We start from the raw sequence: 16,897 nt of genomic DNA on the forward strand, positions 1-16,897 counted from the left end.
ATGGCTAGAGCCATACTAAAATAGATGCGCCAAAAGCTCTTCTTACTCATAGCGTTAGTCGTTGTCTTAACGCTGTATGCGGGGCAAGAGTTTTTTACGCAAGAAGTACTAAAAAAAGTAGAAGTAAAATACGGAGGACAAGCGAAGCGAAGAGTTGAAGCCCTTAATGGGCTGATGCTGTCGCTTCAGGCCTCCCCAGAGCCTGAGAAGCTTGAGAAGGTCAATAATTTCTTTAATCAGATGCGTTTTGCCTCTGATGAAGAAGTGTGGCATCAAAAAGATTATTGGGCGACACGTATGGAATTTATCGGTAAAGGTGCAGGAGATTGTGAGGACTTTGTGATAGCTAAGTACTTTACATTAAAGCAGCTTGGAATTTCCACGAATAAGCTTTTTTTTACGTACGTTAAAGCTGTCAAATACCAACAATCGCATATGGTGTTGACCTATTTTGAAACACCAACTTCTGTTCCTCTTGTTCTTGATAATATCAATTTTAAGATTCTACCAGCAACGCAAAGGAGCGATTTGATCCCCGTTTATAGTTTTAACGGTGATGCCCTCTACCTTGCTAAACAACAGGGGTTAGGACAAATTGTACCTTCTGGGATGGAAAAAAATAAAAAATGGTTTGAGTTGGTAGATAAGATAAGGAGAGAAGGGTTATGACACTTTTTAAGCAGATCATTATTGTTTTGTCTATATTTCAAACATTGATTTTTGGTGCTGTGATGTGGTTTAACTTTAACAGCTCAAATGAATATGTGAAACAACAAGCCTATACTGATGCATTGCATACAGCAAATTCGCTTGGCTTGTCTATTAGTTCTATTGCGACCGAAGAAGACACCTCCATGGCTGAAACGATGATTAATTCGGTGTTTGATAGTGGTTATTATGAAAAAATTATCCTCGAAAATATGAATAAAGAAGTTTTAGTAGATAAGATTCAAAAGGTCATTGTTGCAGATGTGCCTGATTGGTTTGTGAAGTATATCAAAGTAGAAACACCTATAGCGACATCTCAAATTATGCTTGGTTGGACACCTTATGGTATTCTCTCCGTACAACTCAATAGTGGGCATGCGTATCGTCAGTTATGGACGATTTTTAAAGAAGTGCTTGCTGTCTTTATTGTTGTTTCTATCATTGGATTTTTCTGTTTACAGTTGATTTTAACGATTGTATTAAAACCACTCAAACGTGTGAAAGAGCAAGCCGAAGCTATTTTGGAGAGCGATTTTATTATTCAGCGCGATATTCCTTTTACGGAAGAGCTTAAAAATGTTGTTTTTGCTATGAACAGTATGGTGAAAAAAGTCAAAGAAATTTTTGAAAAAGAGGCTGAGGCTGTTCGTCTCTACCATGAACTTCTATACCAAGACACAGTTACTAAAATGTATAACCGTCGTTATTTCAACATCAAATTACAAGAGTATCTCTCCAGTGAAGCGAAAAATGCGCAAGGTGCTCTTATTTTAGTCTCATTAAATGATTTTGAACGACTCAAAAGTGAGCTTGGGTATCAAAAGAGTGAAGCGTTTATCAAAGAGATGGCTGCGTGCATTACGACGGCTATTCATAATCAAAAAGAGTATGTCAGCGCAAAACTCAATGATACTGATTTTGCTATTTTGGCTCCTGCTTCTTCACAAGCATCGTTTGATCTTTTGTGTGAAGAGATCAATACGATGGTGAAAAATCTAACAAAACATTATGAGCTCAATGAAAAAGAGCACTTTATAAACATTGGCTATGCCAAATACTACGCAAAATCAGACTCCAAAGAGCTCTTCTCAAAAGCAGATTTTGCACTCTCTTCGTCTAAGGCTAAAGGTGCATTTAGCATTAACAGCTTTATCGAAGAAACAGGTGAGAACCAACTTCTTCTTGGCAAAGAAGCATGGACACAAGAGCTTAAAAGTGCTATGGATCAAAAACGATTTAAACTTGCTTATCAAAATGTTGTGGCGATCAATAACGTTTCTGACGTTTTCCAGAGTGAATTTTTCCTAAGACTGCAAGATTACAATGGGCATCTCCATAATGCAGGGTATTTTATGCCAATGGTTATGGAATTAAAGCTCGGTGCGCTTTTAGATCATTATGTGATTGCAAGAAGTATTGAAGTGTTAAAAGAGCAATTATTTACCTCAAAATCAATCTGTATTAACCTTGGTAAAGATATTTTCATGCAAAGCAATGATTGGGCATGGTTGGAAGACAGTGTTGAAAGTTTTAAAAAAGTCGGGCTTGAAGAGCTCTATTTTGAGATGCCAAGTTCTGTAGATATGCCGATTGAAATTCTGGTCAAATTTTCTAAATACTTACGTAATTTTGGCTATGGATTTGGTATTGATAATTTTGCGATCAACAGTGAGAGTCTTCTTGCAATTCAGCACATTAATCCAGATTACATCAAAATTCAAGCCTCCTATATGATTGATCTTTTTGGCGAAACTGGCTTAGATGCTCCAAATCGAAGTCTTGGCATTATCACCGATAGTATGGAAATTAAAGTGATTGCAACCAATGTTGAAAACAATGAGCAACGAGACAAATTGCAAAAAATGGGTATTAAGTATATCCAAGGCAGTTTTATTGCAGAACCTAAAATTATAGGATAGTTATGGAATCACAAGTCGAAGTTAAACCTACCTATAAACTCGATCCATTATTGTCGTGTTTAGTTCTTTTTACTAAACTCTACAATGTCCCTTATAGCGCAGAAGCGCTCATGGCAGGCTTGCCTATTGAAAATGGATTTAGTTCTGTGGAACTTTTTTCTCTTAAAGGTGGCTCCAAATCACTTTTCTCACGTGCAGCAAAGCGTGCAGGATTTCTTACAAAGTTGGTACAAAAAGATCTCTCCGATCTTTCTCCATTGATTTTACCTTGTATATTGCTTCTGAAAAATCGTGGAGCTGTTATTTTAGAGAGTTTTGATGAATCACATAAAAAAGCAAAGATTATTCATCCCGATATGGGAGAGGGCGAAAATTGGGTTAATGTAGAGACATTAGAGCAAGAGTATTTAGGATTTTGTTTTCTCCTTAAAAAAGAGTTTATGTCTCAAGAAGGTAGAGATAAGGTTTTAGAAAATGCCGGAAGCAATTGGTTCTGGGGAACATTGGTGCGTTCTAAACAGATCTATTTTGATGTTATTTTGGCTTCATTTGTGGTAAATCTTTTTGTCTTAGCCAGTCCATTGTTTACGATGAATGTTTACGATAGAGTCATCCCAAACAATGCAACAGAGACATTGTGGGTACTCTCCTTAGGTCTGTTTGTTGTGTATATTTTAGACATTGTTTTAAAGTTTGTGCGTTCTTACTTTCTTGAAATTGCAGGCAAAAAAAGTGATGTCATTATGTCATCTATCCTCTTTGAAAAAGTAATGGACCTCAAGATGGCGGCACGACCAAAATCTGTTGGTGCCTTCGCAAGCAATTTGCGTGATTTTGACGCTATACGCAACTTCTTTACATCCTCAACGTTAACAGCTTTGATTGACTTGCCTTTTGCACTGATGTTTTTAGTGGTGATCCACTTTATTGCTGGTAATTTGATGTTTGTACCTCTTGTCTTAACATGGATTATTTTACTCTATACCTTTATGGTCAAAAACCCATTACAGCAAAGTATCCAAAGTACCTATGCAGCTTCTGCTATAAAAAATGGTATTTTGATAGAGAGCCTGAATGCCATCGAGACGATTAAAACACTCTCGGCTGGTGGACATGCTCAGTGGAAGTGGGAAGAGGCCAGTGGTGAGATTGCTAATCGTGGTCTAAAATCTAAAGTTTTATCGAACTCTATTACGACTATTACCTCTTTTTTAGTTCAGCTCAATACCGTCATTGTCATTTTAATTGGCGTTTATATGATCAAAGAGGTTGAATTGACCATGGGTGGGCTTATTGCCGCTGTGATTTTATCTTCACGTGCGATTGCTCCTATGGGACAGGTTGCTGCACTCATTGCCAATTTTGAGCAGACACGTACAGCATACAGAGCACTTGATAACATTATGCAACTTCCTGTTGAAAGACCTGAAGGCAAAAAATTTGTCAGACGTGAGCGCTTTACAGGACGTATTGAGTTTAAAAATGTCTCTTTTGCGTATCCCGAGAGCAATAAACATGCTTTGGAAAATATCTCGTTTAAAATCAATGCGGGAGAAAAAGTGGGTATCTTAGGGCGTAATGGCTCAGGTAAAACAACTGTTGAAAAACTCATTTTAGGGCTTTATGCACCCGATAGCGGTTCTGTTTTAATTGATGGGATTGATATCAATCAGATTGATCCTGTTGATTTGCGTAAAAACATCGGTTATGTACCACAAGACGTAGTGTTATTTCACGGTACAGTACGTGAAAACATCGTCTATAAAGCGCCTTATGTGGATGATGAGACCATCTTAAAAGTAGCAAAAATTGGTGGTGTTGATGAGTTTGTCGATGGACATCCTTTAGGGTTTGATATGCCAGTTTTGGAAAGAGGAGATGGTGTCTCAGGAGGACAGAGACAAAGTATCGCCATTGCAAGAGCATTTTTAGTGAATGCACCTATTATGCTTTTAGATGAACCAACCAATTCATTGGATAACACTTCTGAGGGACGCATAAAACACCTTTTACACGAAGCAATTAAAGATAAAACCACTATTTTGGTAACGCACAAAATGTCCCTTCTAGATTTGGTTGATCGTTTAATTGTCATAGACAATGGTCAAATTCTCTTAGATGGCAAAAAAGAGGATGTTTTAGCGAAACTGGGTGGAGCGAAACAGCCATGAAAAAATATTATGATGAAAATGATTTAGAGTTTATGTCGAGTCTTAGTGAGGCAGTGTTGCAAAAAGCACCGAGTTCTTCTCGTAAGATTCTGTGGGTTATAGCGATTGCTGTATTTTGGGTTATTCTTTGGGCAAGTATTGCTGAAGTGGATGAATTAACAAGAGGCGAAGGAAAAGTTATTCCGACACAACAGTTGCAGGTGATTCAAAACTTGGAGGGTGGAATTGTCTCTGAAATTCTTGTCAAAGAGGGTGATAACGTTAAAAAAGGGCAAGTTCTTCTTAGAATTGATGATAAAAATTTTGCAAGTTCCTTTGGTGAGAGCAGACTACGCTATGTTGAGTTAAAAGCAAAATCGATGAGGCTTGAAGCAGAAGCCAATGCCCAACCATTTTCTATCAATAACGATACAAGTCCAGAAATGCAAAAGCAAATCGCATATGAAAAAAGTTTATACGACTCTAATCAAGAACAATTGTTAAAAAATATTCAAATTTTGCAAGAACAAGCACGACAAAAAGAGAATGAGCTTACGGAGTTAGAATCCAAAGTATCGCAATTACAAAATAGTTACGAGTTGGTAAAACGAGAGCTATCTATCATGGAACCACTTGTTAAAAAAGGATTGGTTTCTGAGATGGAATTTTTACAGTTAAAGCGCCAAACCAATAATATTCAAGGTGAATTGCAAACAACAAGACTTGCTATCCCAAGAGTTCAATCAGCCATTTTAGAAGTAAAAAGTAAACGTGGTGAGGCTGAGCTAAATTTTAAAAATCGTGCTAAAAAAGAGCTCAATGAAGCTGTTGCTGAAATGTCTCGTCTTCAAGAAGTGCATACTAGCTTAGAAGATAGGGTACAAAGAACACTTGTTCGCGCTCCAGTTGATGGGACGATTAAACAATTGCTGGTCAATACTGTTTCAGGCGTTGTCAAACCTGGTATGAATATTTTGGAAATTGTACCAACCGAAGATACGCTTTTAATAGAGGCAAAAATTAAGCCTTCTGATGTTGCTTTTTTAAGGCTCGGTCTTGATGCAACGGTCAAATTTACAGCCTATGATTTTTCAATTTATGGCGGACTTAAAGGTAAATTGGTCTTTATCAGCGCAGATACTATTACGAATGATAGAGGAGAAAGTTATTATTTGGTACATATTAAAACCGATAAAAATCATCTAGGAACACCTGAAAAACCATTGGCATTGATGGTTGGTATGACCACAACGGTTGATATTTTAACAGGTAAAAAAACCGTTTTAGATTATTTGCTCAAACCAATTTTAAAAGCCAAACAGAATGCATTGAGGGAGCGTTGATATGGTAATCCTTTACTCTTCTCATCCTGAAGTTATTCAATCATGGCAAAGTGCTTTAAAATCTGAAGAAATTCATATATGTCATCATGAAAAAGCACTCTTATCACTTTTACAGACTGTAACATCTAATGTTGTTTTATTGCTTGAAGAGAGACATTATGATGATGATGGTATGGAAGGTTTTCTAGATTTGTTACAAACAGAATATCCTTATGTTAAAACAATGGTCTTTAGTCACAAGCCAAACTACACACAAGGCTCTATATTTTTGAAGTTTGGTATCAAAGCTTATGGTAATACACATATGGCACCTATTCACCTTCAAGAGGCGTTGAAAGTTGTGAAGAATGGTGACATTTGGCTCTATCCTGATTTTATTCAAACAATGATTCAAACACTCGCGTCACAAAAAACATCTCTACATGTTAGGCATGATTTGCTAGAAAAGCTCTCTCATAAAGAACGTGAAGTGGCTCTTTTAATTAAAGAAGGACTTAGTAACAAAGAGATTGCTACACGTGAAGGTACTACTGAGCGCACGGTTAAGGCACACCTTAGTTCCATCTACGAAAAAATTGGTGTAAAAGATCGTTTAGCTCTTGCACTGCTTCTCTAAAAATTAATCTTATAAGCTTATATTTTTATAAGATTTAATTACCCATTGGTACAATAGACGCTCTTTTTCTTTTGTGTTAGTATGTCTCTAACAACAAAAAAAGGAGGCAATCATGGCACTCTCTATAGGAACAATTAAGCAAATGAGCGGCCTTGTGATGGCGAAGAATTCACAAGGAGAAGATCGTGTTTTGAAAGTAGGTGATACTGTCTTTTTTGAAGACAATATCCGTACTATTGGTGCAGGTTCACATATCGTTTTAGGCCTCAATAATGGTCAGGAGATCGTTTTAGATGGAAACGATGCTGTTTTCCTCGACAAAAGTGTCTATGTCGCGGAGTCATTTGGTGAGGAAGCCGTTGTCGCGGGTAAAACAATGGATAATGTGGTCTCTGGTAAAAGTGTTGAAGAACTACAAGCGGCTTTATTAGAAGGTAAAGATATCAATGAACTTCAACCTACTGCTGCGGGTGAAGGTGGTGCCACTGTTGGCGGTGAAATGTCAACCAATGCGATGGCACGTTATGTTACGGGTGGTAACGAAAGTAATGTCGTTGCAGATTATCGTACCATAGGCGGCACAGGTGCAGGAGATGTAACGTATACAGCTCCAACCGGCGCTGTAACACCTATTGTCAATACTCCACCTTTAGGCAGCGATCTAGAAGTCATCACCAAAGAAGATACAAGTATTACAAGTGCACTTCCTGTTGCAACAGATGCCGATGGCAATGCAATTACGTATGCGCTTGCTGATGCTACCACCAATGGTACTGTTGTGGTCAATGCTGATGGTACGTATACTTATACACCAAATGAAAATTATAATGGACCAGATAGTTTTACCTATACCATTAATGATGGAAATGGTGGAGAAAATACATATACGGTATTTATTAATGTAACTCCTGTTAATGACCCTGCCATCTTAAGTAGCGCAACTGTAAGCCTTGATGAGACCAATGCAGTCCTTACTACAGGCGGAACACTCACTGTGACTGACGTAGATGATGGAGAAGCAGCGTATGTGGCACAAACCAATGTGGCAGGAACCTATGGTACGTTCTCAATCGCTGCAGATGGCACATGGAGCTATGTCGCTAATGAGAGTTATGACTCACTTAATGCCGGTGATACGATTAGTGATACCTTTAGTGTTGCTAGTATCGATGGAACAACGAGCAGTGTTCAAGTAACCATTGTAGGAACCAATGATACAGCAATTCTAAGTAGCGCAACTGTAAGCCTTGATGAGACCAATGCAGTCCTTAGTACAGGCGGAACACTCACTGTGACTGACGTAGATGATGGAGAAGCAGCGTATGTGGCACAAACCAATGTGGCAGGAACGTATGGTACCTTCTCAATCGCCGCAGATGGCACATGGAGCTATGTTGCTAATGAGAGTTATGACTCACTTAATGCGGGTGATACCATTAGTGATACCTTTAGTGTTGCTAGTATCGATGGAACAACGAGCAGTGTTCAAGTAACCATTGTAGGAACCAATGATACAGCAATTCTAAGTAGCGCAACTGTAAGCCTTGATGAGACCAATGCAGTCCTTACTACAGGCGGAACACTTACGGTTACCGATGTGGATGATGGAGAAGCAGCGTATGTGGCACAAACCAATGTGGCAGGAACGTATGGTACCTTCTCAATCGCCGCAGATGGCACATGGAGCTATGTTGCTAATGAGAGTTATGACTCACTTAATGCGGGTGATACCATTAGTGATACCTTTAGTGTTGCTAGTATCGATGGAACAACGAGCAGTGTTCAAGTAACCATTGTAGGAACCAATGATACAGCAATTCTAAGTAGCGCAACTGTAAGCCTTGATGAGACCAATGCAGTCCTTAGTACAGGCGGAACACTCACTGTGACTGACGTAGATGATGGAGAAGCAGCGTATGTGGCACAAACCAATGTGGCAGGAACGTATGGTACCTTCTCAATCGCCGCAGATGGCACATGGAGCTATGTTGCTAATGAGAGTTATGACTCACTTAATGCCGGTGATACGATTAGTGATACCTTTAGTGTTGCTAGTATCGATGGAACAACGAGCAGTGTTCAAGTAACCATTGTAGGAACCAATGATACAGCAATTCTAAGTAGCGCAACTGTAAGCCTTGATGAGACCAATGCAGTCCTTACTACAGGCGGAACACTCACTGTGACTGACGTAGATGATGGAGAAGCAGCGTATGTGGCACAAACCAATGTGGCAGGAACGTATGGTACCTTCTCAATCGCCGCAGATGGCACATGGAGCTATGTTGCTAATGAGAGTTATGACTCACTTAATGCCGGTGATACGATTAGTGATACCTTTAGTGTTGCTAGTATCGATGGAACAACGAGCAGTGTTCAAGTAACCATTGTAGGAACCAATGATACAGCAATTCTAAGTAGCGCAACTGTAAGCCTTGATGAGACCAATGCAGTCCTTACTACAGGCGGAACACTTACGGTTACCGATGTGGATGATGGAGAAGCAGCGTATGTGGCACAAACCAATGTGGCAGGAACGTATGGTACCTTCTCAATCGCCGCAGATGGCACATGGAGCTATGTTGCTAATGAGAGTTATGACTCACTTAATGCGGGTGATACCATTAGTGATACCTTTAGTGTTGCTAGTATCGATGGAACAACGAGCAGTGTTCAAGTAACCATTGTAGGAACCAATGATACAGCAATTCTAAGTAGCGCAACTGTAAGCCTTGATGAGACCAATGCAGTGCTTAGTACAGGCGGAACACTTACGGTTACCGATGTGGATGATGGAGAAGCAGCGTATGTGGCACAAACCAATGTGGCAGGAACGTATGGTACCTTCTCAATCGCCGCAGATGGCACATGGAGCTATGTTGCTAATGAGAGTTATGACTCACTTAATGCGGGTGATACCATTAGTGATACCTTTAGTGTTGCTAGTATCGATGGAACAACGAGCAGTGTCACTGTCAATATTATCGGTACAAACGATGGTCCAATGGCAGAGTCAAAAGTCTTTACAACAGCAGAAGATACGCCAATTATCATTACGGATGCGCAGCTTCTTGCAAATGCAACAGACATCGACTCTAATGATATTTTAAGTATCAATAACGTAACATTGGTCGATAATGCTAATGGTACACTGATTGATAATCACAATGGAACCTATACGTTTATACCAAGTACAAACTACAGTGGTAGTGGTATCGAGTTCATGTTTACGGTTACAGATACTAGTGGTATGACTGATACACAAGATGTTACGATAAATGTAACACCTGTTGCAGATGCTCCATTGTTAGATGTGAGTGTTTCTCAAGGCGATGTCATCATTAGTCCAGAATACCCAGCACCTGTTTTCAATGGACATCTTAATGCTGGTAGTACAACTGGTAATATTGTCTTTGATGGTTATACTAAAACAGCGGCTATTGATATTAAGAGTTATAAAACGAGTGTTGATGATGGACGCATTGTCTTCCTTAGAGATGGTGTTGTGGTTAAGGAAGTCTTGATCGATACTTTACTTCCAACTGCCAACAATACACCTGTTCATTTGGAGCTCAGTGCGGATGAGTACTTCAATACCGTTCGCATTGATAATTTTGCAACCAGTAACGATAAAAATGCTGAATTTAAGATCGACAGCGTGAGCTTAATCTCCGATATTGCCGTTGAATACAACATCAATATCGCAGCAGCAGTGACCGATAGTAACGAAACATTGAGTCAAGTGTTGATTGATCAATCAACATTACCAATGGATGCTGTCGTGTATGAAAATGGGGTTATCCAAAGCGCAACCGATGGATATTATAGTGTTGATCCTGATGCGACAGTAACCTTTACAACAGACCATTACATGACTGTCGATGAAATCAATGCGATTACAAGCAGTGTCACTTCTTGGGATGCTACTGACTATGCGACGACAACGCAAACAGCATTGAATGAAATCAGTGGCACAACGGGCGATAATGAGCTCTATGGATCAACAGGTGATGATCTGATGCAGGGCTACGCTGGCAATGACGCCCTCCATGGAGGTATAGGCGATGATGCCCTTTATGGCGATAGCGGTGATGATGCCCTCTATGGTGACAGTGGTAATGACCATTTGGATGGTGGACTTGGAGTGGATTCTATGTATGGTGGAGCGGACAATGATACTCTAACATACGATAGCCATGATACTCAAGCAGATGGTGGTATTGGTGTTGATACACTATTGGTCAAAGATGCAGTTATGGATTTTAGTGCAATTGATGACGCAAAAATTGAAAATATCGAAGTCTTGGATCTTTCTAAAGCAGATGTTTCAATCATCAATCTTAATCCAAACGATGTCTTTGATATCACAGATAATGCCAGCACGATTTTGAAAATTATTGGTGATAGTGATGATAGTGTTGCTAGTACCATTACGGGTGGTGATTCTCCATGGGCAGTCGTCGCTGACCAAACAGGAGTCGATGATGGCTTTACGCGTTATGAAGGCACTTTGGATGATGGTGTCACCAAAGTTATGGTCGACATTCAAGATACAATTGTCCATACTGACTTTGATTAAAAAAGGAGGGAACTTTCCCTCCTTAAATTTTTTTGTAGCCTACATTTGATACAATCTATATATAAAGTGTACTGATGTACATAAGACATGGTGTTATTTTTATTCAATAGTTATCAAGGGAATTTTTTATGGCATTTTCGGTTGGAATTATCAAAGAAATTAGTGGTGTTGTTATCGCAAAGAACAGTGTAGGACAAGAGAGAATTTTAAAAGTAGGGGATAACATCAACTCAGAAGAAACTATCAGTACGGTTGGTGGAGATTCTCATGTATTACTTGTCTTAACAGATGGTCGCCATATCTTTTTAGGCGGTAATAATGTTGTTGTCCTTGATAAAAGTCTTTATGCCTCTGATGAAGGATTTGAATCGGATGCTCTGTCTGAAAAGCATTCGTATCTCATCAGTGAAGATGGAGGTGTGCACTTTAGCAATCTTTCTTCATTCCATCACAACTTAGCGTCAGATACTTTAGACATAATACCAAATAACACGCATCTTTCTATCAATCCTGCAGATATCTTAGATCTCACAGAAAAGAACAATGAAATTTTAAAAATTTTTGGTGAAGCATCTCCTTCTACTTCTCTTAGTTCATCTTCTTATGCAGTTTTTTCAGATTACAGCAGTATGCATACAAGCGCTACTTATTATGACACTGCCGATCATAGTCTAAAACTCGATCTTCTTCATACGTACTTTTAAAAAGTATACTGCATCGCGTAAGCCTTATGCAGGTGCTTAACGCGATGATAAAGTCAATATAATTAGTGTGGCAACGTTAATTTTACGATGCGAAATGCCACCGCATTTTGAAAAATGAGCGGATAGTCGTATTTACACGAAATAATCCCTTCACAGGGAGAAATGATGGTTTGTAGCAGTGAGCCATCGAGTGCGTTATAGATGCGTGCTAAAGGTTGACCGTGTACCACGTGTTCACCAATGGGTGCGAGAGCATCAAAAAGCCCTGCGGAACTGCTTTTAACCACTTCCATATCCTCACTGGTGATGATGTTCCCTACGGCTCCCTCAAAAGCACTGTATTCTATGATTCCTTTTTTAGCCAAAAAGCGAATCAGAGCATCAAATACTTTCGTCGACTCTATTTTTCTAAGCGTACCTTTTTTACCTGAGATGATGGAAAAAGACTTTGCATTCCAGATTTGCCAGTTATAATTGAGTGAAACAGTATCGCTAGGCGTTGGGTCTTTGTAGTGGATAAATTCGAGTCCAAACGCTTGTGCTTCATTCACATCTTCATATCCTGTACGAAGCACTTTAACATAAGGAATGCACTCCACACGATCTTTGCGTGCTTCAAGAAGGACGGCATAGTCAAAATGATTGATTTTTTCAAACAGCTTCGCTGCGATGCGCTGAGTAGTTTCGCCTTTGTTGTAGCCGGGGAACATCGCATCAATGTCGGTATTGTCCATAGGCCAGAAGGTTTTACCCATGTTAAATGAGTAAGGATTGACTGCTGGAACGACTAAGATTTCGCCTTTAATGAAGGTGGGGTTTTCCAGTTCTTGCTGGCGTAAAAAGCGTACCAGTCTGGAGGCAACCCACAGTTGGTCGATAGCAGTTCCTGTAAGTGGTCCTACGATAACGCAGCTTGGTTTGCTGTTGGGAATGCCAAAACGAAACCCTTTGATACGAAGTGGCTCACGGCTGAGTGAGGTAATTTCGCACAGTATCTCTTCTCTCATTCATTCACCTCACATGGATTTTCTAAAATGCGTGCAAGCAAAGAGCCTTCATACACGACAGGGTACTCTCTGATGGTGAACAAAAGCCCATCACAAGGACTTAGTAAACGCTCTTTTATGATGCCTTCTAATGGGTCAATGATTTCGCCTAGTTTCTCACCTTTTTTTACCATGACGTTATGCTCTAGGGTTGGTATAAATATCCCTGCCTCAGAGGCATTGATGAAATGCACCTCTGAGTTTTGAGTTGAGATGGACGTTTTACAAGGATGCACTGGTTCATCGATGATGCCTACATGTGCCATAAAATTGAGCAATCCATTGGCAAGATTTTCTCCATACTCTTTGGTGATGCGCATACCAACACCCATTTCCACCACAAGGGTTTTAGTGCCAATGGAATTCATGGCGTGCGAAAAGGTTGACTCTAAAACGGTTACAGCGTCATGCACCCAGATAAAATCAATGCCGATTTTCTCAGCTAAGGGAACAAGCTCATGCGCATTTGAGCGACTGATACGTACTTGTGGTAGCTCTTTTAGGAAGATATTGCTCGCATGAATATCAATGGCAAAGTCACTGCCTTTCACCGTTTCCACAATAGCACTTGCCACTTGCGCAGGCAGAAAATCTGCGGTATGACCTGGAAATGTACGATTGAGGTCAACATCGTAAAAAGGAAAATGACGGTTGATACTATCGATGCCCATAGGATTCATGGCAGGGTAAATATCTACAATACCTTTAATCTTTTTTGGATTTTCCCTAAGCCACTTGATGAGCAGATAACACACATACTGCCCCTCAAGCTCATCGCCATGCGTTCCTGTGACGATAGAGATACGCTTTGTAGATGTGGTGATATCGGGTGGATTGAAACGGTTTCGTTTGAGCTTTAACGTCTCATCCACAGGGAGTTTTACACTAAAAACTTCTTCTATCATTGCTCCTCCCTTGCAACGGTCACGTTGACGTATAAGTTTTGTTGGCTCTTGCCTATAAATACACCACGGTTGAGGCGGCAGTCCATAAAATCTCGTCCATGTGCAATTTTGATGTAAGGCTGATGTTCTAACATGATCCCATTGGTGGGGTCAAATCCTCTCCAATACCCATCAATAAGCGCTTCCACCCACGCATGACTTTCACCCTCACCATCGATAAATCCCGCCACATAGCGTGCGGGAATGTGGCTTAGGCGAAGTAGCGTAATGAGCAAATGACTAAAGTCTTGACAGACTCCATGATGGCGCAAAAGTAGGGCATCGGCATCACAGGAGGTCGTTGAAACACCTGCTAAATACTCGAAGTTTTGGAAAATGGTTTGGTTAAGCATTTTCGCTAAACTAAGAGGCGATTGAGGAAGCATCAAGGTCTCCACATAATCACGCGCAAGAGGTGAAAAAGGCGTGAGTGTGGTTGGATGTAAGTACAACGCAGCATTTTCGTTATCTTTGTACTGATAACTTCCATGAAATGCCACACTGCCTTTGAGCACCGCTTCAAAATTACGGTGTGATTTTTCAATCGTTCCAAAGAGTAGGGCATTGCCAAAACCATCATGACTCAAAAAGAATGGCACATCATTGTTGATGTGAAGTTCCCAATCCAGCAAGGTTTGTACGCCATTACTGAGGGGAAGCATACGCAAGCAAAAGGCATGCTTACGTACGGACTCTTTGAAGTTGAGCGTAAACGCGTATGAAAAATTAACTCTCAGAGACATAGGCAAGTGTTCCGTAAATAGAATTTATTTTTTCTAATGTTTTGTATTTGTTGCTTGATGAAAGAGCGACATGCTTGTGGTTTGGTCTTATCTTCTCTGCAATGATGTTGAGCTTTTCCACATCCAAAAGTGCTGCTTCGATGCTGTCATACATACGGATATTCAGATCCATTCTCTCTACCACTTTTCCAAACTGAATAAGAGGAGATTCTTTGGCTTCGACTAAGGAAAGCTCTAAATTTCCCCAAATGGCATCAAGTTCTTTGAGCGTTGACTCTAGCCAGAAAAGGGAAACCACTCTTTCTTCTTTTGCCTTTTGATAGGCAAGATAGAGAGCATTGATACGGCTAAACATACGGTTTGAGAGGTGAGATCGTGTTAAAATCGCATTTTCTCTTGCATAATGAATGACAGAGATAAGACTGGCATGTTCTACCTCAAAAACGCTTTGTCTTAAAAATGCTTGCGAAGAATCATAATCCATTGCAATTCCAAGCCTTGCATAGAAATTTTTTGCATCATCAAAGTCCTCATCGAGGATTTTATCGAAAAGGGAGATCACAAGACGTGTCATGGTTTCTGCTCTTTGGATATAACGCCCCATCCAGTAAAGGTTTTCGGCTGTTTTAGGTGAGATAAGTATCATTTGCTCTCCTTTAATATCCATGTATCTTTAAACCCGCCACCTTGTGAGGAGTTGACGATGTAACTGCTCGGATCCATCGCAAAGCGTGTGAGTCCGCCTGGCCAGACAAAAATATCCTCTCCATAGATGGAAAACATACGTAAATCAGCCTTGCGAGGAGAGAGAGTTCCATTTTCATCAAGGCATTCGATATCATAAAATTCTATCACTTCTTGCGCGATAAAGCGGCGAGGTTCAGCGATAATAGCGCTTTTAAGTTTCTCACGTTCACTTTTGGTCAGTTTTGAGCCAAAGACAACGCCATATCCACCCGCTTCTGCAACATCTTTGATGACAAGGTTACGCATATTTTGCAAGATATGGTTGCGATCTTTCTCAAAAAAGGCAAGATAGGTTGGTGCATTTTGTAAAATCGGTTCTTCTTTCATGTAGTAGCGAATCATCTCAGGTACAAAGTAGTAGATGCCCTTATCATCGGCAATGCCGTTTCCTATGCTGTTCATAATCGCTACATTACCAGAGCGATACACTTGTGTGATGTTAGAAACACCGATGAGTGAGTCTGGATTGAACTCGATAGGATCGAGCGCTTCATCATCAAGTCTTCGATAAACCGCCCCAACACGCGCTTTTTTGCCACTGTATGTTTTAAGGTAAAGCTTGTCTTTCTCCACGACTAAGTCATCTCCTGATGCTAAAATCGCTCCGCTTTCTTTGGCTAAATAAGAGTGTTCGTAAAAAGCAGAGTTATAACGCCCTGGTGTTAAGATGACATTGATGCCCCCACGATTGACATACTCCATCGCTTTTTCCAAACGTTTTGGATAGTCATGCACCCTTTGAATAGGCAGTTTTTCAAAAAACTCAGGAAACACTTTGCGTGTGAGCATGCGAAGTGAGAGTGGATAACTCACACCACTAGGCACTCTGAGGTTATCTTCTAGCACGACCCAACCATCGCCAACACTGTTTTTGACAAGGTCAATGCCACTGATGTGTACACGAATGTTCTTCGCCACAGGTGTGTTCGCAAAAGCGGGAAGATAGGCTTTGGATGAGAAGACAAATTCGCTAGGAATGATGCCGTCTTTGAGAATTTTTTGTGCTCCGTAGATATCTTCTAAAAAGAGATTGAGTGCGTAAATGCGTTGTCCAATTCCTTTTTCAAGGTATGCAAACTCCTCAGGTGGAACGATACGAGGAATAATGTCAAATGGAAATTTACGCTCAATAAAAGCATTATTTTTGAAAAGGTTGAAGTTAATCGCTTCGGTGTTCATGTAAGCGAGTAACTCTTGGACGCGTTTGGTATCTATAGTGTTTAAAATGCTTTTAAAAGCATCATAATGTGGACTGTGTGACTCAATCATAACCTGTACCTTTGCCCTTTTTTACTCAATCTTGACACGCTTTTAAAGCAAAGCTTTAAAAACTACGCTAACACTAAGTTTTCTTCGGCAGAATGCCCGCACACCTTTGGTGCTTTTCCTTTTTGCAGA

General features: G+C 40.1%; 12 protein-coding genes. 7 read left to right on the forward strand and 5 right to left on the reverse strand.

What is annotated here, in order from left to right:
* The first annotated feature begins 24 nt into the window (after window positions 1-24).
* The 7 genes from UCH001_RS04485 (at window position 25) to UCH001_RS04515 (ending at window position 12,019) form a co-directional block, all read left to right on the forward strand.
* Window positions 25-669, forward strand: a complete 645-nt coding sequence (locus tag UCH001_RS04485; protein ID WP_067174824.1) for a transglutaminase-like cysteine peptidase — start codon at window positions 25-27, stop codon at window positions 667-669.
* Window positions 666-2,627, forward strand: a complete 1,962-nt coding sequence (locus UCH001_RS04490) for a LapD/MoxY N-terminal periplasmic domain-containing protein (RefSeq protein WP_067174826.1) — start codon at window positions 666-668, stop codon at window positions 2,625-2,627. The genes UCH001_RS04485 and UCH001_RS04490 overlap by 4 nt, the downstream gene beginning before the upstream one ends.
* Window positions 2,628-2,629: 2 nt before the next feature.
* Window positions 2,630-4,798: a type I secretion system permease/ATPase gene (locus tag UCH001_RS04495; RefSeq protein ID WP_067174828.1), complete on the forward strand. Its 2,169-nt coding sequence runs from the start codon at window positions 2,630-2,632 to the stop codon at window positions 4,796-4,798.
* Window positions 4,795-6,120, forward strand: coding sequence for an HlyD family type I secretion periplasmic adaptor subunit (locus UCH001_RS04500; protein WP_067174834.1), 1,326 nt, complete (start codon window positions 4,795-4,797; stop codon window positions 6,118-6,120). The genes UCH001_RS04495 and UCH001_RS04500 overlap by 4 nt, the downstream gene beginning before the upstream one ends.
* Before the next feature lies 1 nt (window position 6,121).
* Entirely contained in the window at window positions 6,122-6,736 is a 615-nt protein-coding gene (locus UCH001_RS04505) for a response regulator transcription factor (RefSeq protein WP_067174835.1), read from the forward strand.
* Between the two features lie 112 nt (window positions 6,737-6,848).
* A complete protein-coding gene (locus UCH001_RS04510) occupies window positions 6,849-11,315 on the forward strand; it encodes a retention module-containing protein (RefSeq protein WP_067174836.1) in 4,467 nt (1,488 codons plus the stop codon).
* A 128-nt stretch (window positions 11,316-11,443) separates the two neighbouring features.
* The gene (locus tag UCH001_RS04515) at window positions 11,444-12,019 is read left to right on the forward strand and encodes a hypothetical protein (protein ID WP_067174837.1); all 576 of its coding nucleotides are present in this window, start codon (window positions 11,444-11,446) and stop codon (window positions 12,017-12,019) included.
* A 62-nt stretch (window positions 12,020-12,081) separates the two neighbouring features.
* Here UCH001_RS04515 and UCH001_RS04520 read toward each other — a convergent pair whose 3' ends face one another.
* Genes UCH001_RS04520 through UCH001_RS04540 form a run of 5 tightly spaced genes read right to left on the reverse strand, consistent with a single transcriptional unit; the run spans window position 12,082 to window position 16,768 of the window.
* On the reverse strand, window positions 12,082-13,026 hold the full coding sequence (locus tag UCH001_RS04520; protein WP_067174839.1) for a M14 family metallopeptidase: 945 nt from the start codon (window positions 13,024-13,026) through the stop codon (window positions 12,082-12,084).
* Window positions 13,023-13,970 carry a M14 family metallopeptidase gene (locus UCH001_RS04525; RefSeq protein ID WP_067174841.1) on the reverse strand — a complete coding sequence of 316 codons (948 nt, stop codon included), beginning with the start codon at window positions 13,968-13,970 and terminating at the stop codon, window positions 13,023-13,025. The genes UCH001_RS04520 and UCH001_RS04525 overlap by 4 nt, the downstream gene beginning before the upstream one ends.
* Window positions 13,967-14,752, reverse strand: a complete 786-nt coding sequence (locus UCH001_RS04530; RefSeq protein ID WP_082705667.1) for a transglutaminase family protein — start codon at window positions 14,750-14,752, stop codon at window positions 13,967-13,969. Before UCH001_RS04530 ends, UCH001_RS04525 begins: the two co-directional genes overlap by 4 nt.
* Window positions 14,736-15,398, reverse strand: coding sequence for an alpha-E domain-containing protein (locus UCH001_RS04535; protein ID WP_067174845.1), 663 nt, complete (start codon window positions 15,396-15,398; stop codon window positions 14,736-14,738). The genes UCH001_RS04530 and UCH001_RS04535 overlap by 17 nt, the downstream gene beginning before the upstream one ends.
* Window positions 15,395-16,768, reverse strand: coding sequence for a circularly permuted type 2 ATP-grasp protein (locus UCH001_RS04540; protein WP_067174847.1), 1,374 nt, complete (start codon window positions 16,766-16,768; stop codon window positions 15,395-15,397). The genes UCH001_RS04535 and UCH001_RS04540 overlap by 4 nt, the downstream gene beginning before the upstream one ends.
* Window positions 16,769-16,897 lie beyond the last annotated feature (129 nt).

This window comes from Sulfurospirillum sp. UCH001, from assembly GCF_001548035.1.
Classification (GTDB): domain Bacteria; phylum Campylobacterota; class Campylobacteria; order Campylobacterales; family Sulfurospirillaceae; genus Sulfurospirillum.